The organism is Telluria sp. RT2P19 (assembly GCF_059685725.1).
On record NZ_JCASIL010000026.1, the window covers coordinates 13,504 to 36,871 of the forward strand.

A 23,368-nucleotide genomic window follows, 5' to 3' on the forward strand; every position below is an offset into this window, starting at 1 on the left:
GCGGTCCGCGGCACCAACGTCTTGCGGTACGGAGACACGCCTGATCAGGAACTACCTCGACGCGCAGCCGGGAGTCGAAGAGGCGCTGACCAACAGCGTCCCGCTTGGGCGCCTGGGGGCACCGGGCGAGGTGGCACGAGCAGTCTTGTTCCTGGTATCGGGTGAGAGCAGCTTTGTCGCCGGACATGAGCGGTTCGTCGATGGCGGTGTCGCCGCGGTATGGGCCGCGGGTGTCTCGCCCTGCGTCATCAACCAGATGACGCAGGGTGCGGCCAAGGCATTTCGGGCTGACGAGGATCAGTCGACGGCGCCGTCTCAGCGGGCGTGGTTCAGGGTGTAGACCCCCGGCGCGGCCGACAACCCGGCCTTCACCGCCTGGGTCAGCTCATCGATCATGACCTCGTCCGCGCCGGCCTCGAGCGCCGCCAGGGCGCGTTCGACCACCATGGCCGGCGCCAGCTTGGGTGAGGCGATATCGCGCGTAAGGTCGGTGTCGATGAAGCCGACGTGCAGGCCCAGCACCTGGGTACCCTGCCCGCGCAAGGCGTTGCGCACCCCATTGGTCAGGCTCCAGGCGGCCGCCTTCGACACGCCATAAGCGGCCAGTGCCGGCGAACTGATCCAGCTCGCCACCGACAATACGTTCAGGAAGGCGCCGCCGCCGTTATGGCCCAGTACGGGCGCGAAGGCGCGGCTCATGGTCAGGATGCCGAACACATTGGTGTCGAGCATCGCCCGCAGCGAGTCTTCGACGCCATCGGCCAGCACTTGCTGGAAATGGGCGATGCCGGCATTGTTCACCACCAGGTCGACGTCGGCCAATGCGCGCGCAGCGGCGACGACGCTCGCCGCATCCGTCACATCCAGCCGCACCGGCGTCACCCCTGCCAACGCGACGCTGGCGGGATCGCGGGCTCCGGCATACACCTTTCCTGCGCCGCGCGCGAGCGCCTGGCGTGCGAATGCGAGACCCAGGCCGCGGTTGGCGCCGGTGACGAGGACAGTGGCGTTGTCGAGTTTCATGGCATATCCCATTGATCGCATCGCGAAATATGATGATCATCATATTTTAATCCGGAATGGCGGACCATGTGGCGACGCGCCCGATTCGGTCGTCAACCAGCGTACTGCGCCAGCAGGGCCTGCCGGCTTGCGGCCAGCACTGCGCTGCCTTCCTCGCCGGAACCGCAGGTCCGCGCGATCTGCAGCGCGCCGACCAGGGCGCCGGTGAGCGCCAGCGCCTGGCCATACGCCGCCTCACCGCCCCGACCCGCCTCTTCCAGGGCCGCCTGGACGCTGTGCACGAGGCGCTCGATGCGGCCGCGCGCGACCTCGCGCAGCGGCGCGCTCTGGCGCGGCATTTCAGAGCCGAGAGCGCCGACCACGCAGCCCAGGCCCGACTGGTAGGCAGCCAGGTGTTCTTCGCACAGGTAGGCCGTGATCAAGGCGCCCACCGGGCTCGCGCCTTCGGCGCGCAGCATGGACGCGCGGCGGTCCAGATTGGAGCCGGACGCCCCATCTGCATGCTCGAGCGCCTCGGCCAGCAAGGCTTCGCGGGAGTCAAAATGGGCGTAGAAGCCGCCATGGGTCAGGCCGGCACCCTTCATGACGTCGGCCACCCCGACGCCGGTGAAACCGTCGCGGCGCAGGGTCCGCGCAGCGACGTCAACGATGCGTGCGTGGGTTTGTTCGCGTTTCGAGGGGACACTCATGCCATACCTGCCAAGGTGGAGATGGGCTTCATGCTACGGCCATCCCCGGGCGTGGTCAACCGCGAGGTCAACCACCAGCTCGACCTCGGCATCGGCGGAATCAGGAAAGCGCCGTGTCGAGCACCGTCATCAGGATGAAACCGAACACCAGCGCGATGCTGGCCTGGGTGCCGTTGCCCGACTGGCGCGACTCGGGGATCACGTCGTTGACGATCACCAGCAGCATGGCGCCGGCGGCGGCGGCCAGCGCATACGGCAACAGGCCGGCCGAGATGCCGATCAGCGCGACGCCGAACACGGCCGCGATCGGCTCGATCAGGCCCGAGGCCACGCCCATGGCGACGGCGGTCAGGCGGCTGTAGCCGACGGCATGCAGCGCCAGCGCCACCACCAGGCCTTCGGGCACATCCTGGATGGAGACGCCGGTGGCGAGCGAGGTGGCTTTCTCGACATCGATGCCGGCGAAAGCCACGCCGATAGCCAGGCCTTCGGGCAGGTTGTGCAGGGCGACGGCCCACACGAACAGCCAGGCGCGGCGCAGCGACACCTGGTCTGGTTCGTTGGGCAGGATGCCCTCGGTGCGCACTGCGCGCCCGAGCAGCAGGATCGCGCCGGCGCCGAACATGATGCCGGCGCCGACCATGAGGCTCGATTCCCAGTTGCCGCTGCCTGCCGCCCTCGCCGCCGACAACGCCGGGATCACGAGCGAGAATGCAGTGGCGCCCAGCATGACGCCGGCCCCGAAGCCGAGGAAGCAGTCATAGGTACGCTTGGTGAAATTCTGTGCGAACAGGACCGGCAGGGTGCCGAGCGCGGTCGCCGCCGCCGCGGTGCCGCCGCCCGCGAGGGCCGCCAGCATCTTGGGGTTGGCGTTCATGATCTGCTCGATCATGCTGCCGAGCAGGACCAGAAAGCCGATGGCGCAGATGCCGAAACCGATGGCGCGGCGTGGGGTCAGCCAGCGCGGAAGTCCACGTGGGTGGGGGCTTTTGTCGGTTTGGATATCCATGCATCTTCCTGTAAAAGGCCGCGCCGGACCGCGCAAGCGCGCACTGCGCCCGCCCGGCTACCGGCGCGGCAAGGGGGTCTTACTTCAGCGGCTTGCCGCTGCCCATCGGATTGCCCACGCCGGTATCGTCGAGTGGACCGCCCTTGGAGCCGACATTGGCGTCGCCCATCGCGTTGCCACCCGATCCACCCATCGTACCACCAGTTGCCGATTGCATCATGCCCAATTCGGACCCGGTCCGCGGCGTAGCCGACGGGTCGGACATGGTGCGCATCGCCATCTGCTTGAGCACGTCGATATCGGCGGTCGGCAGGGCCACTTCGGCCTCGCCCGAGCCGCCGTCGACCGCCATCTGCTTCTCGCGGTCGCTGATGAAGTCCCAGTCGGCGCCCTGGTTCCAGGCGCCGCGCACCTCGCCCGGGCCCTGCGACATATTGTAGTAAACGCTGGCAAAGGCCGGCACCACCGGCATCTTGCCGGGTGGGAAGTTCGGCTCCATCGCGTACAGCGCCTTCTCGAACGACTTCATGTGCGCCACTTCGCGTGTCATCAGGAAGCCCAGCGCCTCTTTCACGCCCGGGTCGTCGGTCAGCGCGATCAGGCGCTCATAGACGATCTTGGCGCGCGCCTCGGCGGCGATGTTCGAGCGCAGGTCGGCGGTCGGCTCGGTGATCGAGTCGATATAGGCGGCCGTCCATGGCACGCCGGCCGAGTTGGTCAGCGGCGCGCCGGCGCCATACAGCACCTGCGTGATGTGGCTGTCGTTGCCGGGGCCGGTGATGGCGCGGTACATGTCGGCCTCGCTGTCGACGGCTTCGGCCAGGCGGCCCTTGGCGCCCTTGTTCAGCATCGCGACGATGTGGCCGATGACCTCCAGGTGGCTCAGCTCCTCGGTCGCGATATCGAACAGCATGTCCTTGCGGCCTGGATCGTCTTCGGCAACGGCCTGGGTGAAGTAGCGCATGGCGGCAGCGAGCTCGCCCTGCGGGCCGCCGAACTGCTCGAGCATGAGGTTCGCCAGCGCCGGATTCGGCTCGTTGACGCGGACTGTATATTGCAAGCGCTTGTTGTGTGCAAACATGACAGGTATCTCCAATTGAAGTGGAAGGTTCGTCATACGCAACAGCGACGCAAGCTGCGTGCGCTGTCATGAACAGGCTACCGCCGGGATCGGTAGCTCGATGTCATCATCATCTCAGGTCGACAGTGGAAAAATCGTCAGGTGCACTCCCGTGCTCTTGTAGGACAAAAGTGACAATCTGTTATTCCAAATAAACAATCTTAGGCGCAAGTATGGTCTTGTTCTGTGTGCCATCTCATGCGTTCGCCGCGCTGCGCGGATGACTGACACCCGACCGGCGCGCGCTCCTACAGCAATGCCCTGCCAGACCGGACTACCATATTGATCAAACAATCACGAACGGGGGTATTACCATGAATCTTAAACAACTGAGCCCAAGCATCACCGACATGATCCGCTTCGATCACTCGCACGTGATGGTCACCTTCCACCAGTATTCCAAGGACAAGAGCCCGACCGTCAAGAAGGCCTTGGCCGATACGATCTGCGACGGCCTCGAAATCCATGCCACGCTCGAGGAAGAGATCTTCTATCCGGTCATGCGCCTGCGCGACGGCAAGGAGCCGTTCATCCACGAGGCCGAGCCGGAACATGACGAGATGCGTCGCCTGATCGCCGAGCTGCGCCGCACCTCCGGCGCCGACCCGCGCCATGACGACCTGGTGATGGAATTGATGCGCGACGTGATGCATCACGTCGCCGAGGAAGAAACCAAGCTGCTGCCGGACGCCGAGGCGATCCTGGGCAAGCAGCGCCTGGCGGAACTGGGCGCCGAGATGACGCGCCGCCGCATGCAACTGGTCGGGCCTAAGGCCGGCAAGCTGGCCAAGGAACACCTGGTGGGCTTCTCGGGCAGCACGGCGGCAATGGCGATCGGCGTGGCCGGCGCCCTGCTGGCGGCGTTCGCACTCACGCCGAAGAAGAATACCTGGAAGACGCAGCCTGCGAATTCCTGAGGCCCGTCAGTAGAGAGGCGTCGCAACGTCGTCCCAGCGCGCGCGGGACGACGTTGTTTCGCGTTGCCTCCACGCAGAAAAGCTACATCTGATCCGGGAAAAACACCGGCATCAAGTCAAGCGTCGACTTCACGCCAAGCATGGGGCCGTGCTCCCCGAGCCAGCGATCCGCCGTCTCGACACCCTGGTCGTGCAGCATCTGCAGGAACGGCATCTCGGCGTTGAACTTGGCCGAGATGCCGTGATCGGTCAGGTAGTGATTGCCGCTGATCAGGTGCAGGTGCATGGTGTTCGGCATCATTCCCGCGCCACGGTTTTCTTCCGGCACCCCGTTGAGGTACTGGAGCGCGCTCACCTCGCGCACGAAGCTGATGTTGAACGCAATCTCGTTCGCACGATTGGAGATATCGGCGATATTACGCGGCACGTCGGTGCGTGCGATCGGGTTATTCTGGATGATGACCAGATCGCTCGCCTTCGAATGCTTCATCAGCGGCGCCAGCGGCGGATTGGCCACATAGCTGCCATCCCAGTACATCTCGCCGTCGACTTCCACCGCGGCGAACACCGTGGGCAGGCAGCTCGACGCCACCAGGCGCTGCACATCCATTTCTTCGCGCCGGAACAGCTTGCCGGTACCGGTACGGACATTGGTCGCCGCGATGTACAGTTGCAGTTCCTCGCAGTCGCGTACGCGGTCGAAGTCGATCATCGCCGACAGAAAATGGCGCAGCGGATTAAGGGTCACCGGTCCCTCGCGCACCGGCCCCATCATGGCCCCCGCCATCTCCAGCAAATGGTAGGCCGGCGAGAATTCCATGGTGAAGGTCGGCGCCATGCGGTCGAGCGGCGTGCGCTGCAGCGGACTCAGGGTGGACGTGGTGCCGAGGGTGCGCCAGAAGCGATCGAGCGCCTTGCGGGCGCCTTCGCGGCCGCCGCCACGTGCATAGCCGTCGGCGAGCACCACCGCGTTGATGGCGCCCGCGCTCGATCCACTGAGCGCATCGATGACCAGGTCTTCTTCTTGCAGCAGCCGATCCAGCACGCCCCAGCCGAAGGCGCCGTAAGTCCCCCCGCCCTGGATCGCGAGGCTGATCGTCTTGTAGGTCGTCAAGGTGTTTGCTCCATCATGATTGATGGCGACAGACTACCCCGGCGGGCGATTGTGCGGCGCAACGTAGCCTTACGTCATCCATCCCATCACGAGCGGCACCAGCACCGGTGCAAGCAGCGCCGTCAACGCCCCGTTCAGGCCCATCGCCAGGCCGGCGAAGGCGCCCATCTCGGCGCTGACCTGGAACGCGCGCGCGGTGCCGATGCCGTGAGCGGCAAGGCCCAGCGCGAAACCGCGCGCGGCGTCCGGGCGCACCCGCAGCAGCTTGAACATCTGTGTGCCGAATACCGCGCCGAAGATGCCGGTGCCGATCACCAGCGCGGCCGTCAATGCCGGGATGCCGCCGAGGCGCTCGGACACCGCCATCGCGATTGGCGAGGTGGCCGATTTCGGGCCCAGCGTTGCAGCCAGCTCCGGCGTGGCGCCGAGCGCCACCGCCACCACGACCGCCGAGACGATCGCGGTGAGGCAGCCGGCCAGCAGCGCCGTGGCCAGCGGCAGCATGGCGCGCCGCAGGCGTGGCAACTGGCGCACCAGCGGCACCGCCAGCGCCACCGTCGCCGGCCCGAGCAGGAAGTGGACGAATTGCGCGCCGGCGAAATAGCGCTCGTACGACATGCCCGACAACCACAGGACGGCCGCGATCAGGGCCACCGTGATCGCCACCGGATTGGCCAGCGGCGAGGCCTTGCACAACACAAAGATGCGCTGCGCCGCCAGGTAGGCGCACAGGGTCATGGTCAAACCCAGCAGCGGCGAAGCGGAAAGATAGACCCAGAAGTGCGTGAACTCGTCGAAATCAGGCATCGCCATCCTTCGCGCCGTGTTTCGTGCCCATCTTCGTGCCGGCCTGTGCGCCGTCCTTCGCGTCGTCGTGCGTTTCCACACCACCCATCCCGCGCAGGATCAAGCCGGTCACGGCCAGCGCCAGCACGGTGCTGACCACGAGCGAGGCCAGGATCGCGAGCCAATGCCCGCTGCCGCTGGCGGCCGCGACGACAATGCCGACGCCGGCCGGGACGAACAGCAGCGACAGGTGGGACAGCAAGGTATTGGCGGCCTGCTCCACCAGTACCTGGAGCCGTGGCAGCACGGTCAAGGCCAGCATCAGGAGCAGCATGCCGGCGACCGGCCCGGGCAAGGGAAGATGAAAGACGAATACGACGCCTTCGCCCAGGCACTGGAACAACAACAGGACCGCGAATGCAGCCAGCATGAATCGACTCCCGACACAACCGGGCGGCCACGCCGGCCGCCAAAAGTGGACAGGATAGCAAATCGCGCGACGCGCCGTGCGCGCGTCGCCCAATCGGGTACTACGCCTCGGCCGTGGCCGCGGAGCCGGTAATCGCGCCGCGCTTGACCTGGTCGCGCTCGATCGACTCGAACAGCGCCTTGAAATTGCCTTCGCCGAAGCCGTCGTCGCCCTTCCTCTGGATGAACTCAAAGAACACCGGGCCCAGTTGCGGCACGCCGAAAATCTGCACCAGTAGGCGCGCGTGGCCCTCCTTGACGGCGCCGTCCAGCAGCAGCCCACGCACCTTCAGCGCATCGGCGTCCTGGCCATGCCCGGGAATGCGCTCGTCGAGCATCTCATAGTACGTATCCGGCGGTGGACTCATCAAAGGCACGCCGGCGGCGCGCAGCTTGTCGACGGTGGCGATCAGGTCGTCGGTCAGCAGGGCGATGTGCTGGATGCCTTCGCCGTTGAACTGCATCAGGAATTCCTCGATCTGGCCGCCGCCGGCCTTGCCTTCCTCGTTCAGTGGAATGCGGATCATGCCGTCCGGCGCGGTCATCGCCTTCGAGGTCAGGCCGGTGTACTCGCCCTTGATGTCGAAGTAGCGGATCTCGCGGAAGTTGAACAGCTTCTCGTAGAAGCCGGCCCAGTAGGACATGCGGCCGCGATAGACGTTGTGGGTCAGGTGGTCGATGATGGCCAGGCCGTGGCCCACCGGGTGCCGGTCGACGCCTTCGATGAATTCAAAGTCGATGTCATAGATCGATTTCCCTTCTTCGAAGCGGTCGATCAGGTACAGCGGCGCACCGCCGATGCCCTTGATCGCCGGCAGGCGCAGCTCCATCGGGCCGGTCGGGATCTCGACCGCCTGGGCGCCCAGCTCCAGCGCGCGCGCATACGCCCGGTGCGCATCCTTGACGCGGAAGGCCATGCCGCAGGCCGACGGACCGTGCTCGGCCGCGAAGTAGGCGGCGTAGCTCTTCGGCTCGTTATTGACGATGAAGTTGATGCCGCCCTGGCGGAACAGCGCCACGTCCTTCGAACGGTGGGTCGCCACCTTGGTAAAGCCCAGCGCCTCGAACACGGGCTCCAGCACGCCCGGCGTGGGCGATGCGAACTCGACGAACTCGAAGCCCATCAGGCCCATCGGGTTTTCAAACAGGTCTGCCATTGTCTCTTCCTTTTGTGTGACTGTTGTTAACGCTCATTCCGCGAACACGTCGGCCAGCAAGCCGCGCAACCACTGGTTGCCCGGATCCTGGTTGAAGCGGCGGTGCCAGAAAATATTCGTCTGCAGCGCCGGCAGGTCGAGCGGCGGCGTCACCCACTCGAGTCCGAACGGCGGGCCGGCGCGCTCGGCCAGCTTGTGCGGCACCGTCACGACCAGGTCGCTGGTGCTCACGATATAGGGCACCGCCGTGAAATGCGGCACCCGGAACCGGGTCGACTGCCCGATGCCGGCCTTGGCCAGCACCGCGTTCACCCGGTCGTACGGGCTGTCGGCGGCGTCCACCAGCAAGTGCTCGGCCGCCGTGAAGCGTGCCAGCGTCAGCTCGCCCTTGCCCAGCGGGTGGCCCTTGCGGAACATCGAGACGAACGGCTGGCGGAACAGGTGGCGCTGGTACAGCGCCTCGGACACGTCCTCGAACGGTCCCACCGCCAGGTCGACCCGGCCGCCTTCCATTGCTTCCTTGAGCGACAGCGTGCCGACGCGCACCGAACTGATCTCGGCATGCGGCGCCAGCTGGCGGCAGCGCTCGATCAGGGCCGGCATGAAATACACTTCGCCGACATCGGTCATGGCCAGCACGAAGCGGCGGTTGCTGGTGGCCGGCTCGAAACGGCTGCGCTGGTTCAAGGCCAGCGCCACCTGGGCCATCGCCGCCCCGATCGGCTCGGCCATCTGGCTCGCCAGGGGCGTCGGCTGCATGCCGCTCGCGGTACGCACGAACAGCTCGTCGCCAAAGCTGCGCCGCAGCCGTGCGAGCGCATTGCTCACGGCCGACTGCGACAGGCCCAGGCGCCGGGCGGCCGACGAGATCTGGCGCTCCCGGTATACCTCCTGGAACACGGAGAGCAGGTTCAGGTCAATATCGTGTGCTTCGATCATGTACCGTGTGCGTCGATCATGGATTTCCCGGGATGCCAGCCAAGCAGGCACTTGAATGCATTGTCCATGCGCGGACCCTGGCCCGAACAGTAATATTTATAGTGTGAATAGTCTACATTTTTCTATTCATCTCGTAAAACAGGGCGGATTATTCTAGAGTGGCGCCATCAAAGCCACCATCTACCGTCCAGGAGACCTCCATGCGCCACGCGCCCAGCCAACCCTCAGCGTATATGAGCGGCTTCGGCAACGAGTTCGCCACCGAAGCCCTGCCCGGCGCCCTGCCCCGGCACCGCAATTCACCGCAGCGCGTCGCCTATGGCCTGTACGCCGAGCAGCTGTCCGGCACCGCCTTCACCGCCCCGCGCAGCCATAACCGGCGTTCGTGGCTGTACCGCATCCGCCCGGCCGCGGTCCACGGCAGCTTCGCGCCGCTGGACGCCCCGCGCCTGGTGGGCCGCTTCGACACGCCGGCGCCGCCGAACCAGCTGCGCTGGAGTCCGCCTTTGATGCCGGACGTGCCGACCGACTTCATCGACGGCTGGACGACGATGGCCGGCAACGGCTCGGCCGAAGCGATGAGCGGTTGCGCCATCCATATGTACGCGGCAAATCGTCCGATGGATGGACGTTATTTTTATAACGCCGATGGCGAGCTGCTGATCGTGCCCCAACTGGGGCGCCTGTCGCTCGCCACCGAACTGGGGTTGCTGGAGGTCGAACCGCAGGAAATCGCGGTCATCCCGCGTGGCGTGCGCTTCCAGGTGTCGCTGCCCGACGGCGCTGCACGCGGCTATATCTGCGAGAACTTCGGCGCCCTGCTGCAGCTGCCCGACATGGGGCCGATCGGCTCGAACGGCCTGGCCAACCCGCGCGACTTCCTCACGCCCGAGGCGCGTTACGAGGACATCGAAGGCGACTTCGAACTCGTGACCAAATTCGGCGGACGCCTGTGGCGCGCCGCGATCGGGCATTCGCCGCTGGACGTCGTGGCCTGGCACGGCAACTACGTCCCGTATAAATACGACCTGCGCCACTTCAACGCCATCGGCTCGATCAGCTACGACCACCCGGACCCGTCGATCTTCCTGGTGCTGCAGTCGCCGTCGGACACCCCGGGCGTGGACACGATCGATTTCGTGATCTTTCCTCCGCGCTGGCTGGCCGCCGAGGACACCTTCCGCCCCCCCTGGTTCCACCGCAACGTGGCCAGCGAATTCATGGGTCTCATCCACGGCGCCTACGACGCCAAGGCCGAAGGTTTCGTGCCGGGCGGCGCGAGCATCCACAACTGCATGAGCGGGCACGGACCGGACGCGGCCACCTTCGACAAGGCCAGCAGCGCCGACACCAGCGCGCCGCACAAGGTCGGCGACACGATGGCCTTCATGTTCGAGACCCGCGCCCCCCTGGTACCGACGCCGCAGGCGCTGGCCTCGCCCCGGCTGCAGGGCGACTACCAGCAGTGCTGGGCCGGCATCCGCAAGCACTTCCGCGCCGAGCCGTAACCGTGCAATGAACCCGCCGCGCACGCTGCGGTGTTCACGTATTTTGTCATTTATGCCATGATTCGCGGGCGGGCCATGGTGGCCTGCCCGGCCACGGCCCGGCACGACCGGTCATGGGGCAAGAGCCCAGCATGTCAGACATATTGATCATCCTCGTTCTGATCCTCCTGAACGGGGTGTTCGCGATGAGCGAACTCGCGCTCGTCTCGGCCAAGCGCATGCGCCTCGAGCGACGCGCCGAAGAGGGCAGCCACGGCGCCCGCGCCGCGATCGCTCTGGCCGACAATCCCAGCCATTTCCTTTCCACCGTCCAGGTGGGCATTACCCTGATCGGCATCTTCACCGGCGCCTTCGGCGAAGCCTCGCTGGTGTCGCGCCTGACGCCGCAGGTCGAGACGATCGGCTTGCTGGCGCCGTACGCCTACGAGATCGCGCTGTTCGTGGTAGTCCTGGGCATCACCTTCGTCTCGATCATCCTGGGCGAACTGGTCCCGAAACGCATCGCGATGCGCCATCCCGAGACGATGGCGACCCTGATCGCGCCGCCGCTGAACATGCTGTCGGTGATCATGTCGCCGTTCGTGAAGGTGCTGTCGCTCACCACCGAGGCGATCGTGCGCCTGCTGGGCATCCATGAAGCCAAGGAAGACGCGCCGACCGAAGAAGACATCGCCGGCATGTTCAAGGAAGGCACCGACGCCGGCCTGTTCGAAAAAACGGAATACGACATCGTCTCGCGCGCGCTGCGCCTGGACGACCGCCACTTGAAGGCCCTCATGACGCCGCGGGTCGACCTCGTCATGATCGACCTCGACGCCGAGCGCCGCAGCATCCTGGAACTCATCAGCTGCCACAGCTACAGCCGCTTCCCCGTCTATCGCGGCGACCGCGCCCAGATCCTGGGCTATGTGAAGGTGCGCGACCTGCTGGCGCAGTCGGTGCGCCACGGCTCGCTGGAAGCCGTCAACATCGAGCACGCCGTGTCCGAGGTCCTGTTCGTGCCCGAGACCGTGAGTGCGATGGTGCTGCTCGAGCTGTTCAAGAAGAATCGCGCCGAGCTGGCCCTGATCGTCGACGAATACGGCGACATCCAGGGCATGGTCACCCTCTCCGACGTGATGAGCGCGCTGGTGGGCGACGTCACCGTGATCGGAGAAGAGCACGACCCCGACGCCGTGCAGCGCCAGGACGGCAGTTGGCTGCTCGACGGCGGCGTGGACCTGGACCGGTTCCGGGACCTGATGAACACGACCGTGCGCTTCCCGGACGAAGATACCGGCGCCTACCATACGCTGGCCGGCTTCGTGCTCTACCAGTTCGGGTATATCCCGACGACCTCCGAGTTCTTCGAATGGGAAGGCTACCGGATCGAGGTGGTCGACATGGACGGCAACCGGATCGACCGCATCCTGGTGGCGCAACCGTCGCCGGAGCCGGCGCCGGATGAGGCCTGACCCTTCGGCCCTTCCTTTCGGGGGATAGCCGCGCCCCGCTGTCACACATCCGGCTCCTGGCTCGTCTGGATGGTAGTGAGGTTCACGCTGATCCGTGAACACTCACGCAATCCAACCAGACAGGAGTCAGCACCATGCAGCACCATAGCGACAAAATCGTCTTGATCACGGGCGGCGCCGCCGGCATCGGCCGCGCCACCGCATTGCAGTTCGCACAGGGCGGCGCGCGCGTCGTCGTCACCGGCCGGCGCGAAGCGCCGCTCCAGGCGCTCGCCGCCGAACAGCCGGGCATCGGCTACGTGGTTGCCGACGCCGGCAAGGCCGCCGACGCGGCGCGCACGGTCGCCGCCGTCATCGATCGCCACGGACGCCTCGACGTTCTGGTCAACAACGCCGGGGCCGGCGCTATCCTGCCGCTGCAGGATGCCGATGAAGAGCGGATCCGCGACATCTTCGAGGTCAACGTCGTCGGCCCGTCGCTGCTGGCGCGCGCCGCGCTGGCGCACCTTGCCGCCACCAGGGGCGTGATCGTCAACCTGTCGTCGACCTTCGGCCACAAGGCGGGCGCGCTGCTATCCCACTACGGGGCGAGCAAGGCCGCGCTCGAGCACCTGACACGCTGCTGGGCGCTCGAACTGGCGCCGCGCGGCATCCGCGTCAATGCGGTCGCCGCCGGGCCGACCGAGACCGACTTCCTGGCCGAGCGGATGGGCCTCACGCCAGAGCAGATCGAGGCCGTGAAGGCCGAGGAAACCGCACGCATCCCACTGGGCCGCCGCGGCGCACCGGGCGATGTCGCCGAAGTCGTGGTGGCGCTGGCCGGGCCGATGGGTGCATGGATCACCGGCCAGGTACTGGCGGTCGACGGCGGCCTCAACATCGCCTGACCGGCAGGGTCGCGCGCGACGACGTATACTTGCGCTTTTGCCAGCGCAGGAAAGGCAGTATGGACGTCGTCAAACTGGGACCCCTGATCATTCCGCTGTCGGCCGTGCTGACGGTGCTTGCCATCGTGGCGGCGACCACCACCGCCGACTGGCTGTACCGTCGGCGCGGCGCCGATGCCGGCGCGGTGCTGTGGCGGATGATCGTGGTCGGCTTCCTGGCCGCGCGCGCCGTGTTCGTGCTCAAGCACCACGATATCTACGGCCAGGCCCCCTGGACCGCGCTCGACATCCGCGACGGCGGCTTCGACCTGACGGCCGGCCTGATCGTCGCCTGCGTGATCGGCGCCGAGCTGACCCGGCGCCGGGCCGCGCTGCGCCGGCCGTTGCTGGCGAGCGTGCTGGCCGGCGCCGTGGTCTGGATCGGCGGCCAGCTGGCCGCCCAGGCCCTGGCGCCGCCGCAACCGCCGATGCCGGACGTGATGGTGCGCCGGCTCGACGGCAGCGAGGTGGCGCTGCGCAGCCTTGCCGACCGACCGCTGGTGGTCAACCTGTGGGCGACCTGGTGCCCGCCGTGCCGGCGCGAGATGCCGGCCATGCAGGCGGCGCAACGCGCCAATCCGGATATCGGCTTCGTGTTCGTCAACCAGGGCGAATCGGCCGCGATCGTGCGCCGCTACCTGTCCACCCAGCAGCTGCAGTTGCAGAACGTCGTGATCGACCCGGCCGGCCAGCTCGCGGCGCGCACCGGCGCGGCCGGCTATCCGACCACCCTGTTCTACAGCGCCGACGGCAAGCTACGGCTGCGCCACGTGGGCGAGCTGTCGGAGGCGACGCTGCGCGACAAGCTGGCGACACTGCGGCCATGAGCGGCCAACAGGCCAGCGCAGGCTTTCGCAGCGCCAGCGACTTGTGGTAAAACATCGCGGCAACCGAGGAGATGCCCATGCAAGTCAGTCCGATCCAGCTGTTCGACGCCGAATCGTCGACTTTTACCTACATCCTGGCCGCGCCAGGCAGTTACGACGCGGTCATCATCGACCCGGTCGACCGCCATTTCACGCGCGACCTGGCCCATATCGAGCGCCTCGGCCTGACCCTGACCCACGTGCTGGAAACGCATGCCCATGCCGACCATGTCACCTCGGCCGGCCGCCTGCGCGAGCATACCGGTGCCACGGCCTGCGTGCCGAGCGGCTGCGACATCCCGCCGGCCGAAGTGCAGCTGCAGGACGGCGACCGGATCCGCTTCGGCCTGGACGAGCACATTGCGGTGATCCACACGCCCGGCCACACGGCGGGCAGCATGTGCTATCTGTGGCGCGGCAACCTGTTCACCGGCGACACCCTCCTGATCGACGGCTGTGGGCGCACCGACTTCCAGAGCGGCAGCGCGCACAGCCTGTACGACAGCGTGACCCACAAGCTGTTTACGCTCGACGACCATGTGCTGGTGTGGCCCGGCCACGACTACAAGGGCCAATCGGTATCGAGCATCGGCTGGGAAAAGCGGCACAACGCGCGGCTCGCCAATCGCAGTCGCGAGGATTTCATCGCCCTGATGGCCGCGCTCGACCTGCCGCGCCCGCGGATGATCGACGTCGCCGTGCCGGCAAACCGCAATCTCGGCCTGCCGCACGGCGTATGACGCTTATCCAGCGCCGGTTCAGTAGCGCCAGGTACGCTTGGGCACCGGCGGACGCTTCAAGACCTTCGTTTGAAACTGTTTCCAGATCAGCCCTGCCAGGGCCATCATGATCATCTTGCGCATGGTTTCTCCTTGATGATGGTCGGCGACATGCCGTCACCGCCAGCATAGCCCGGGACCGCATCTGGCGGCGCAGGTTTGCCTGGCTAACACTATGAAGTAAAATCCCTGTCTTTCTGGCAAGACGAGACCACCATGGCCGACGGGCATAACGAACTCAAGCGCGGGCTGAAGAACCGCCACATCCAGTTGATCGCCCTCGGCGGCGCGATCGGCACCGGCCTGTTCCTCGGCATCGCCTCGACCATCCAGATGGCCGGCCCCTCGGTGCTGCTGGGGTACGCGATCGCCGGCGCAGTCGCCTTCCTGATCATGCGCCAGCTGGGCGAGATGATCGTCGACGAACCGGTGGCCGGCTCCTTCAGCCACTTCGCCGACAAGTACTGCGGGCGCTGGGCCGGCTTCGTCTCGGGCTGGAACTACTGGGTGATGTACGTCCTCGTCAGCCTGGCCGAACTGACCGCGCTCGGCATCTATATGCAGTACTGGTTCCCGGAGCTGCCCACCTGGGTCTCGGCCCTGGGCTTCTTCGTACTGGTCAACTGCATCAGCCTGCTCAACGTGAAGGCCTTCGGCGAACTGGAATTCTGGTTCGCCGTGATCAAGGTGGTGGCCGTGGTCGGCATGATCGTGTTCGGCCTGTATCTATTGATCGGCGGCGGCGCCGGACCCGAGGCCGGGGTGGCCAACCTGTGGCAGCACGGCGGATTCTTCCCGCACGGCGTGGCCGGCCTCGCCATGGCGATGGCGGTAATCATGTTTTCCTTCGGCGGCCTGGAGCTGATCGGCATCACCGCGGCCGAAGCCGACGACCCGGCGCGCACCATCCCGCGCGCGACCAATAATGCGCTGTACCGGATCCTGATCTTCTACATCGGCGCGCTGGCCGTGCTCCTGATGCTGTATCCGTGGCAAAAAGTGGTCACGGGGGGCAGTCCCTTCGTGCTGATCTTCCAGGCGCTCGACAGCGGCTGGGTCGCAAACGTCCTCAACCTGGTCGTGCTGACCGCCGCGCTGTCGGTGTATAACGGCTGCGTCTACGCCAACAGCCGCATGCTGTATGGCCTGGCCGAACAGGGCAACGCGCCGGCATCGCTGAAGTACGCGAACAAGCGCGGCGTGCCGCTGGTCGCCCTGGGGGTGTCGGCGGTGGCGACCGGCTCGGCGATCCTGATCAATTATTTCCTGCCGCGCGAGGCGCTGGGAATGGTGATGACCCTCGCGACCACCGCCCTGGTCCTCAACTGGGCGATGATTTCGTGGAGCCACCTGCGCTTTCGCCGCAGCAAGGATGCGCTCGGCGCCAGCACGGTCTTCCGCAGCCCATGGTTTCCGTGGTCGAATTACGTGTGCCTGGGCTTCGTCGCCCTGCTGCTGCTCGTGATGCTGCTCACGCCGGGCCTGCGCATCTCGGTGTTCCTGATTCCGGTCTGGCTGGGGGCATTGGGCCTTGGCTACTGGCTGCGTCAACGGCGCGCGCAAGCGAAAGCGTAGCCGGTCGACGCTTGCGGTCCCGTGCTGCGCCGCCGCACGGGTTCTCTTCAGTATGTCGCGCGCGATTGCGCGCATCCACCATCCGCTCTCCCCGGTAGGTTATGGTAGCCGACGAGGTCGGCCACCTTCGGGCAGACTGGCGCCCACGTTCCTGGCCCCGTCGATCTTGTGATTTCCGGGCATCCCCGACCTCGTATGTTGCAGAGCAATATGAAAATAGTCATCCGCAGTTGACGTAAACGTCAACTAAGCGGCTATGATGCTCCTTGCTGCAAAACACCTCAAAAGGGAAAGCATACATATGAGCCAGAGCAATCCTCTGTCGCTGCACGTACCGGAGCCTACCGGCCGCCCGGGCTGCAAGACCGATTTTTCGTACCTCCAAGCCAGCGCTGCCGGTTCCGTCCGGCGTCCGCCGGTCGATGTCGCTCCATTGGAGACAAGCGACATCGCCCAACAACTGATCCGCGTGCTCGACGAGCACGGCAACGCCGTCGGCCCCTGGGCCGAGGAACCCGATCGCGACCTGCTGCGCTTTGGCCTGCGCACCATGATGAAGACGCGCGTGTTCGACGCGCGCATGGTGATCGCCCAGCGCCAGAAGAAAATGTCGTTCTACATGATCTCGCTCGGCGAAGAGGCGATCGGCACCGCCCACGCCCTGGCGCTGCAGGACGGCGACATGAATTTCCCGACCTACCGCCAGCAAAGCCTGCTGATGGCGCGCAAGGTGCCGCTGGTCGACATGATCTGCCAGCTGCTGTCGAACGAGCGCGATCCCCTCAAGGGCCGCCAACTGCCGGTGATGTACTCGGTCAAGAGTGCCGGCTTCTTCACCATTTCCGGCAACCTCGCCACCCAGTATCCGCAAGCCGTGGGCTGGGCCATGGCCTCGGCGATCAAGGGCGATACCAAGATCGCCTCGGCCTGGATCGGCGACGGCGCCACCGCGGAATCCGATTTCTCGACCGCCCTCACCTTTGCCCATGTGTACCGCGCGCCGGTCATCCTCAACGTGGTCAATAACCAGTGGGCGATCTCGAGCTTCCAGGCGATCGCCGGCGGCGAGAGCGTGACCTTCGCCACCCGCGGCATCGGCAGCGGCATCGCCTCGCTGCGCGTGGACGGCAACGACTTCCTGGCGGTGCTCTCGGCCTCGCGCTGGGCCGCCGAACGGGCGCGCAGCAATCTTGGGCCGACGCTGATCGAGTGGGTTACCTACCGCGCCGGCCCGCACTCGACCTCGGACGATCCTTCGCGCTACCGACCAGCCGACGATTACTCGCGCTTCCCGCTGGGCGACCCGATCGCCCGCCTGCGCCAGTACCTGACCAACCTTGGCTGGTGGTCGGACGCCGAGCACGAGACCGTGCAGGCCGAACTGGAAGCCGAAGTGCTGGCGGCGCAAAAGGAAGCCGAAAGCTACGGCACCCTGGGCGACGAGCGCGCACCGAGCGCGGCGACCATGTTCGAGGACGTTTATAAAGACATGCCGGAGCACCTGCGCCGTCAGCGTCAGCAGTTGGGAGTATGAAGATGGCACGTGACGATCAACCGAAGGAAACGGCGACCATGCCGATGACCATGATCCAGGCCCTGCGCTCGGCCATGGACGTGATGATGGAACGCGACAACAACGTCGTGGTGTATGGCCAGGACGTCGGCTATTTCGGCGGCGTGTTCCGGGTCACCGACGGCCTGCAGGCCAAGTACGGCAAGTCGCGCGTGTTCGACGCGCCGATCTCGGAAGGCGGCATCGTCGGTACCGCGGTCGGCATGGCCGCCTATGGCCTGCGCCCCGTGGTCGAGATCCAGTTCGCCGATTATTTTTATCCGGCCACCGACCAGATCGTGTCCGAGGCGGCGCGCCTGCGCTACCGCTCGGCCGGCGAATTCACGTCGTCGATGGTGATCCGCATGCCTTGCGGCGGCGGCATCTATGGCGGCCAGACCCACAGCCAGAGCCCCGAGGCCTTCTTCACCCATGTGTGCGGCCTGCGCACCGTGATGCCGTCCAATCCGTATGACGCGAAAGGCCTCTTGATCGCCTCGATCGAGAACGACGATCCGGTCATCTTCCTGGAACCGAAGCGCCTGTACAACGGCCCGTTCGATGGACACCACGACCGTCCGGTCGTGCCATGGTCGGGCCACCCGAAGGGCGAGGTCCCTGCCGGCTATTACACCGTCGACCTCGACAAGGCCGCCATCGTCCGTCCCGGCAACGACGTCACCGTGCTGGCCTACGGCACCATGGTCTGGGTCGCCGAGGCGGCGGCGCGCGAATCCGGCGTCGACGCCGAGGTGATCGACCTACGCAGCATCTGGCCGCTTGACCTCGACACCATCGTCGATTCGGTCAAGAAGACCGGCCGCTGCGTGATCGTGCACGAAGCGACGCAGACCAGCGGCTTCGGCGCCGAACTCGCGGCGCTCGTGCAAGAACACTGCTTCTACCAGCTCGAAGCGCCGATCGGGCGCGTCGCCGGCTGGGACACCCCGTATCCGCATGCGCAGGAATGGGCTTATTTCCCGGGGCCCGACCGTGTCGGCGCGGCCTTGAAACGCGTGATGGAGGGTTGATTCATGGGTATTCACGTCATCAAGATGCCGGATCTCGGCGAAGGCATCGCCGAAGTCGAAGTGGTTGCCTGGCATGTGCAGCCGGGCGACCTTGTAAAAGAAGACCAGGTGCTGGCCGACGTCATGACCGACAAGGCGACGGTCGAGATCCCGTCGCCGGTCGCCGGCACCATCACCAGCCTGGGCGGCGCGATCGGCCAGTCGCTGGCCGTCGGCGCCGAGCTGATTCGGCTCGAAGTCGAAGGCGCCGGCAACCTGAAGGAGAGTGGCGCGGCCAAGGCCGGCCAGGAACCGGTGAAGACCGGCGCCGCGACCGCGCCGGCCGAGGAAGTGGCCGAGCCGCAGCTCGAAGCCGTGGCGGCCATTGAGGCAGGCGCGGCGGCACCTGCGCGCGCAGCGGCTCCGGTTGCGGCCCGGGCCGCCAAGGCGGCTCCGGCAGCGCGTCCCGCGCCAGCGGCAACGGGCGCCCCGCAACTGCGCGCCGAAGGCGAGAAACCATTGGCGCCGCCGGCGGTACGCCAGCGCGCCTGGGACCTGGGCGTGGAACTGCAGTTCGTCGCGGGCAGCGGCCCGGCCGGCCGCATCACCCACGCCGACCTCGACGCCCACGTGGCCGGCCGCCGCGGCGGCGCGGCCAATGGTGGCGCCGACGAACGCTACGCCGAGCAGCATGGCGAACATGCGACCCAGGTCATCGGCCTGCGCCGCAAGATCGCCGAAAAGATGCAGGAAGCCAAGCGCAACATCCCGCACTTCACCTATGTCGAAGAAGTCGACGTCACCGAACTGGAAGCGCTGCGCATCCAGCTCAACGCCCGGTATGGGGCCGAGCGCGGCAAGCTGACCCTGCTGCCGCTGTTGATGCGCGCCGTGGTGCTGGCGCTGCGCAGCTATCCGATGATGAGCGCACGCTACGACGACGAGAACAATCTGTTGACCACCTATGACGCGGCCCATATCGGCATCGCTGCCCAGACCGACAATGGCCTGATGGTGCCGGTGGTGCGCCACGCCGAGTCGCGCGATCCATGGTCGAGCGCCGCCGAGATCGCGCGCCTGGCGGAAGCTGCGCGCTCTGGCCGCGCCACGCGCGACGAATTGACCGGCTCGACCATCACGATCACCAGCCTTGGGGCATTGGGAGGCATCGTCACCACGCCGGTGATCAACCGACCGGAGGTCGCCATCGTCGGCGTCAACCGCATCGTCGACCGGCCGGTGATCCGCGACGGCGCCATGGTGGCGCGCAAGATGATGAACCTGTCGTCGTCGTTCGACCACCGCGTCATCGACGGCATGGTGGCGGCCCAGTTCGTGCAGGCGATCCGCGGCTACCTCGAATTCCCCGCAACCCTGTTCGTGGAGTGAGCCGATGGAGACGATCAACACGACATTGCTCATCATCGGCGGCGGCCCTGGCGGCTACGTGGCCGGCATCCGCGCCGGCCAGCTCGGCATCCCGGCCATCGTGGTCGAAGGCGCGAATCCCGGCGGCACCTGCCTGAATATCGGCTGCATTCCGTCCAAGGCGCTGATCCACGCGGCCGACGAATACCACAAGACGGCGACCTACGCGGCCCAGGAGTCGCCGCTCGGCATCACGGTGGATAGCCCAAGTATCGACCTGGCGCGCACCGTGGCCTGGAAGGACGGCATCGTCAAGCGCCTCACCGGCGGCGTCGGGCAACTCCTCAAGAAACAGGGGGTGCGCGTGGTGCATGGGTGGGCGCGGGTCCTGGACGGAAAGACGGTCGAGGTGGAGGCCGACGGCCAGGAAACGGTGCGCATCCGCTGCGAACACCTGCTGCTGGCCAGCGGGTCGCACGCCGTCGAACTGCCCTTCATGCCCTTCGGCGGCCCGGTGATCTCGTCGACCGAGGCGCTGTCGCAAGACAGCGTGCCGCGCCGGCTGGTGGTGGTCGGCGCCGGTTATATCGGCCTCGAACTCGGCACGGCCTACCGCAAGCTGGGCAGCCAGGTGACGGTGGTCGAGGCGGCGGAGCGCATCCTGCCGGCCTATGACGCCGACCTGGTCAAGCCGGTCGCGAGGTCGCTCGAACGCCTCGGCGTCGAGCTGCGCCTGGCGACGTCGGTGCTGGGGATGGACGACAGCGCCGGCGAACCGCGGGTGAAGGTGCGCGACGCGTCAGGCGTCGAGGCCTACCTGGAAGCCGACAAGGTGCTGGTGGCCGTGGGCCGCAAGCCGGCCACCACCGGCTGGGGCCTGGAAAACCTGATGCTGGACATGGCCGGCCGCGCCGTCAGGGTCGACGAACAGTGCCGCACCTCGATGCGCAATGTGTGGGCCATCGGCGACCTCACCGGCGAGCCGATGCTGGCGCACCGCGCCATGGCCCAGGGCGAGATGGTGGCCGAGATCATCGCCGGCAAGCGCCGCTGGTTCCAGCCGGCGGCGATTCCGGCAGTGTGCTACACCGATCCCGAGATCGTGGTGGCCGGCATGTCGCCGTCCGAGGCGGCTGCGGCGGGCATCGAGGCGATCCAGGCGAGCTTCCCGTTCAGCGCCAATGGCCGCGCGATGACGATCGAGGGCACCGACGGCTTCGTGCGCGTGGTCGCGCGCAAGGACAACCACCTGATCCTGGGCTGGCAGGCGGTCGGCGTCGGCGTGTCCGAACTGGCCGCGGGCTTCACCCAGTCGATCGAGCTGGGCGCCCAGCTGGAAGACGTCGCGCGCACCATCCACGCCCACCCGACCCTGGGCGAGGCGGTGCAGGAAGCCGCGCTGCGCGCGCTCGGCCACGCCTTGCACATCTGAGCCTGCGCCGCCCGGTCCGGGCGGCGATTCCCTGCACGGCCCTACGCCCGCCGCCGCACCCGCGCGGGCCCGGCCAGCGCCGTTCCCAGGCGCAGCGCGGTGCCAACCGCGCTGTCGATCGGCGGCGCGTACCCATCCTCGATCCAGCGCAGCGCGATGTGGATCACGCCTCCTATCACACCCGCCTGCAGCAATGCGTCGTCGACCGCTTCCGATCCCAGCAGGCGCGCGACCTCGCGGCCGATCGTGCGCAGCGACGCGTCGAAGGCCTGGTCCACGGCCCGGCTCACGCCCCGGATCTCGACCAGGAACACGCGCGCCGACCGCGGTTCGCGCTGCAGGGCCGCGAAGTACGCGTGCAGCATGGCGCGCGAACGCGCCACCCGCCCGCGTCCGGCCGCCTCCCCCGCGTGCAGGATCTCGCCCAGCACGGCGTAGGTGACCGCATGATAGGAATCGATGAGTAGCGCCTCGCTATTGGCGAAGGACTCGTAGAAATAGCGCTCGGTCAGGCCGGCCGCCTCGCAGACGGCCTTGACGGTCGCCTGGTGGTAGCCGCGCTCGCCGTAGACGGCGATGGCGCCCGCGATCAGGCGGCTGCGGCGCTCGGTGCGGCGCTGCTCCTGCGACTGGCCACGGTAGGATCGCGTAGGGGAAAGCTCTTGGTTCATTGCCGCATTCTGACACAGACTTGCATTTGGTTATCAGACAACCTTGATTGTCAGTCTGTATGGCATTGCTCCTCGCGTCTTGGGTGCGAAGCTCGGCCGGCGTCCCGGGGGGGCGCATTGCAGCACAGCGCCTGCGCTCGGGGCGGAAGCGGCTTGCCTGCGCCATGGCCAGGAGCATGCGGACCTGGAGGCGATCGCGGCGTACGCGGCGTACGCGGCGCCGTACCAGCTGCGGCGGATGACGAAGTAGCGTGGGATGCGGCCCGTTCCCGATGGCGACTTCGGTCATCCCGCCCTGGCATCCGGCCGGTGCGTGGTGCGCCACGTGCTGTCGCGCCGGGCGCGCACGGTCGACCATGCGCGCCAGGTTCGTCCGGGCAGCTAGCGCTCTTCCTTGCGCGCCGTGCCTTGGTCGTACTGGTCGTCGTCGGTCGCGGACGCGCCCTGCTCATCCTGGCGGCTGCCGCCGGCGCCGGACTGGCCATTGGCACCGCCGGTGCCGGACTGGCGATTGGCGCCGCTGCCCTGGAAGCCCTGATCGGACTGTTCGTCGTTCGTCCCGCCGGCCAGCAGATCATCGGTGCGGCCGGCCGACTGGCCGCCCTGCTGGCTCGAGCCCGCCGGCTCGCGCTGGGCCGGGTCCTTGCGCTCGGCGCTGGCGCCGACGTCGCCGGTCGAACCCGCACCCATGGTCGCGACGCTGGTCGTGCCATCCGTCACCTGGTCCCAGCTGCGTCCCTTGGTATCCTTGCCTTCGTCTTGCGTCGACATGACGTTCTCCTCGTAAGCTGTTTGCGTGGTATCCATCTTAATCCCGCCACACAGCACGCCAATAGGCAACCTCCTCCGTTTGCTGTAGGAGCGCGGCTACCGCCATCGCATGGATCAATTGCAACATTGCAACGCCAGCATGTTGCAGATTTGCCGCATGGCAATGCAATTTCCGGTCTTGCGGGCTATACTGCAGGGATCCGTCATGTCGTGCCGCAGCACTCCCGTCCGGGA

General features: G+C 66.8%; 24 protein-coding genes. 13 read left to right on the forward strand and 11 right to left on the reverse strand.

All coding sequences use genetic code 11. From position 1 onward, the window contains the following. Nucleotides 1-43 precede the first annotated feature (43 nt). Nucleotides 44-340, forward strand: coding sequence for an SDR family oxidoreductase (locus AC56KW_RS23655; RefSeq protein ID WP_497173142.1), 297 nt, complete (start codon nt 44-46; stop codon nt 338-340). Here the strand turns inward: AC56KW_RS23655 and AC56KW_RS23660 are convergent. From AC56KW_RS23660 to AC56KW_RS23675, 4 genes are all read right to left on the reverse strand, one after another. Further along, on the reverse strand, nt 316-1,023 hold the full coding sequence (locus AC56KW_RS23660) for an SDR family oxidoreductase (RefSeq protein ID WP_497173076.1): 708 nt from the start codon (nt 1,021-1,023) through the stop codon (nt 316-318). The genes AC56KW_RS23655 and AC56KW_RS23660 overlap by 25 nt on opposite strands. 92 nt (nt 1,024-1,115) lie before the next feature. After that, the gene (locus AC56KW_RS23665; RefSeq protein WP_497173077.1) at nt 1,116-1,712 is read right to left on the reverse strand and encodes a TetR/AcrR family transcriptional regulator; all 597 of its coding nucleotides are present in this window, start codon (nt 1,710-1,712) and stop codon (nt 1,116-1,118) included. 100 nt (nt 1,713-1,812) lie between these two features. After that, nucleotides 1,813-2,721 carry a ZIP family metal transporter gene (locus AC56KW_RS23670; RefSeq protein WP_497173078.1) on the reverse strand — a complete coding sequence of 303 codons (909 nt, stop codon included), beginning with the start codon at nt 2,719-2,721 and terminating at the stop codon, nt 1,813-1,815. 79 nt (nt 2,722-2,800) lie between these two features. Then, nucleotides 2,801-3,802: a manganese catalase family protein gene (locus AC56KW_RS23675; protein ID WP_497173079.1), complete on the reverse strand. Its 1,002-nt coding sequence runs from the start codon at nt 3,800-3,802 to the stop codon at nt 2,801-2,803. Nucleotides 3,803-4,155: 353 nt separating this feature from the next. Here AC56KW_RS23675 and AC56KW_RS23680 point away from each other — a divergent pair, with 353 nt between their 5' ends. Further along, nucleotides 4,156-4,758 (forward strand): hemerythrin domain-containing protein, encoded by a 603-nt coding sequence (locus AC56KW_RS23680; protein ID WP_497173080.1) that lies wholly within the window; start codon nt 4,156-4,158, stop codon nt 4,756-4,758. A gap of 82 nt (nt 4,759-4,840) precedes the next feature. On the opposite strand, the gene AC56KW_RS23685 is transcribed toward AC56KW_RS23680, so the two are convergent. From AC56KW_RS23685 to AC56KW_RS23705, 5 genes are all read right to left on the reverse strand, one after another. After that, entirely contained in the window at nt 4,841-5,872 is a 1,032-nt protein-coding gene (locus AC56KW_RS23685) for a patatin-like phospholipase family protein (RefSeq protein WP_497173081.1), read from the reverse strand. A gap of 69 nt (nt 5,873-5,941) precedes the next feature. Next, a complete protein-coding gene (locus AC56KW_RS23690) occupies nt 5,942-6,679 on the reverse strand; it encodes an LrgB family protein (RefSeq protein ID WP_497173082.1) in 738 nt (245 codons plus the stop codon). Further along, nucleotides 6,672-7,088: a CidA/LrgA family protein gene (locus tag AC56KW_RS23695; protein WP_497173083.1), complete on the reverse strand. Its 417-nt coding sequence runs from the start codon at nt 7,086-7,088 to the stop codon at nt 6,672-6,674. Before AC56KW_RS23695 ends, AC56KW_RS23690 begins: the two co-directional genes overlap by 8 nt. 100 nt (nt 7,089-7,188) lie before the next feature. Further along, nucleotides 7,189-8,283 (reverse strand): 4-hydroxyphenylpyruvate dioxygenase, encoded by a 1,095-nt coding sequence (gene hppD / locus AC56KW_RS23700; protein ID WP_497173084.1) that lies wholly within the window; start codon nt 8,281-8,283, stop codon nt 7,189-7,191. A 33-nt stretch (nt 8,284-8,316) separates the two neighbouring features. Further along, nucleotides 8,317-9,222 carry a LysR family transcriptional regulator gene (locus AC56KW_RS23705; protein ID WP_497173085.1) on the reverse strand — a complete coding sequence of 302 codons (906 nt, stop codon included), beginning with the start codon at nt 9,220-9,222 and terminating at the stop codon, nt 8,317-8,319. Between the two features lie 200 nt (nt 9,223-9,422). Here AC56KW_RS23705 and hmgA point away from each other — a divergent pair, with 200 nt between their 5' ends. From hmgA to lpdA, 10 genes are all read left to right on the forward strand, one after another. Beyond that, entirely contained in the window at nt 9,423-10,730 is a 1,308-nt protein-coding gene (hmgA, locus tag AC56KW_RS23710) for a homogentisate 1,2-dioxygenase (protein ID WP_497173086.1), read from the forward strand. Between the two features lie 131 nt (nt 10,731-10,861). Further along, on the forward strand, nt 10,862-12,184 hold the full coding sequence (locus AC56KW_RS23715; RefSeq protein ID WP_497173087.1) for a hemolysin family protein: 1,323 nt from the start codon (nt 10,862-10,864) through the stop codon (nt 12,182-12,184). Nucleotides 12,185-12,318: 134 nt separating this feature from the next. Further along, nucleotides 12,319-13,071 carry an SDR family NAD(P)-dependent oxidoreductase gene (locus AC56KW_RS23720; protein ID WP_497173088.1) on the forward strand — a complete coding sequence of 251 codons (753 nt, stop codon included), beginning with the start codon at nt 12,319-12,321 and terminating at the stop codon, nt 13,069-13,071. A 59-nt stretch (nt 13,072-13,130) separates the two neighbouring features. Further along, nucleotides 13,131-13,937 carry a prolipoprotein diacylglyceryl transferase family protein gene (locus AC56KW_RS23725; RefSeq protein ID WP_497173089.1) on the forward strand — a complete coding sequence of 269 codons (807 nt, stop codon included), beginning with the start codon at nt 13,131-13,133 and terminating at the stop codon, nt 13,935-13,937. Between the two features lie 77 nt (nt 13,938-14,014). Beyond that, entirely contained in the window at nt 14,015-14,716 is a 702-nt protein-coding gene (locus AC56KW_RS23730; protein WP_497173090.1) for an MBL fold metallo-hydrolase, read from the forward strand. Nucleotides 14,717-14,971: 255 nt separating this feature from the next. Further along, on the forward strand, nt 14,972-16,330 hold the full coding sequence (locus AC56KW_RS23735; protein WP_497173091.1) for an amino acid permease: 1,359 nt from the start codon (nt 14,972-14,974) through the stop codon (nt 16,328-16,330). 301 nt (nt 16,331-16,631) lie between these two features. Further along, nucleotides 16,632-17,864 (forward strand): 3-methyl-2-oxobutanoate dehydrogenase (2-methylpropanoyl-transferring) subunit alpha, encoded by a 1,233-nt coding sequence (locus tag AC56KW_RS23740; protein ID WP_497173092.1) that lies wholly within the window; start codon nt 16,632-16,634, stop codon nt 17,862-17,864. A gap of 38 nt (nt 17,865-17,902) precedes the next feature. Beyond that, complete coding sequence (locus AC56KW_RS23745) at nt 17,903-18,913, forward strand: alpha-ketoacid dehydrogenase subunit beta (RefSeq protein ID WP_497173143.1); 1,011 nt, start codon at nt 17,903-17,905, stop codon at nt 18,911-18,913. Nucleotides 18,914-18,916: 3 nt separating this feature from the next. Then, complete coding sequence (locus AC56KW_RS23750) at nt 18,917-20,281, forward strand: dihydrolipoamide acetyltransferase family protein (protein ID WP_497173093.1); 1,365 nt, start codon at nt 18,917-18,919, stop codon at nt 20,279-20,281. A gap of 4 nt (nt 20,282-20,285) precedes the next feature. Continuing rightward, nucleotides 20,286-21,692, forward strand: coding sequence for a dihydrolipoyl dehydrogenase (lpdA, locus tag AC56KW_RS23755; RefSeq protein ID WP_497173094.1), 1,407 nt, complete (start codon nt 20,286-20,288; stop codon nt 21,690-21,692). A 41-nt stretch (nt 21,693-21,733) separates the two neighbouring features. Here the strand turns inward: lpdA and AC56KW_RS23760 are convergent, their stop codons facing one another. Next, nucleotides 21,734-22,363, reverse strand: a complete 630-nt coding sequence (locus AC56KW_RS23760) for a TetR/AcrR family transcriptional regulator (RefSeq protein WP_497173095.1) — start codon at nt 22,361-22,363, stop codon at nt 21,734-21,736. Nucleotides 22,364-22,619: 256 nt separating this feature from the next. On the opposite strand from AC56KW_RS23760, the gene AC56KW_RS23765 reads away from it, so the two are divergent. Next, on the forward strand, nt 22,620-22,748 hold the full coding sequence (locus AC56KW_RS23765) for a hypothetical protein (RefSeq protein WP_497173096.1): 129 nt from the start codon (nt 22,620-22,622) through the stop codon (nt 22,746-22,748). On the opposite strand, the gene AC56KW_RS23770 is transcribed toward AC56KW_RS23765, so the two are convergent. Beyond that, nucleotides 22,745-23,134 (reverse strand): hypothetical protein, encoded by a 390-nt coding sequence (locus AC56KW_RS23770; protein ID WP_497173097.1) that lies wholly within the window; start codon nt 23,132-23,134, stop codon nt 22,745-22,747. The genes AC56KW_RS23765 and AC56KW_RS23770 overlap by 4 nt on opposite strands. Nucleotides 23,135-23,368: the final 234 nt, after the last annotated feature.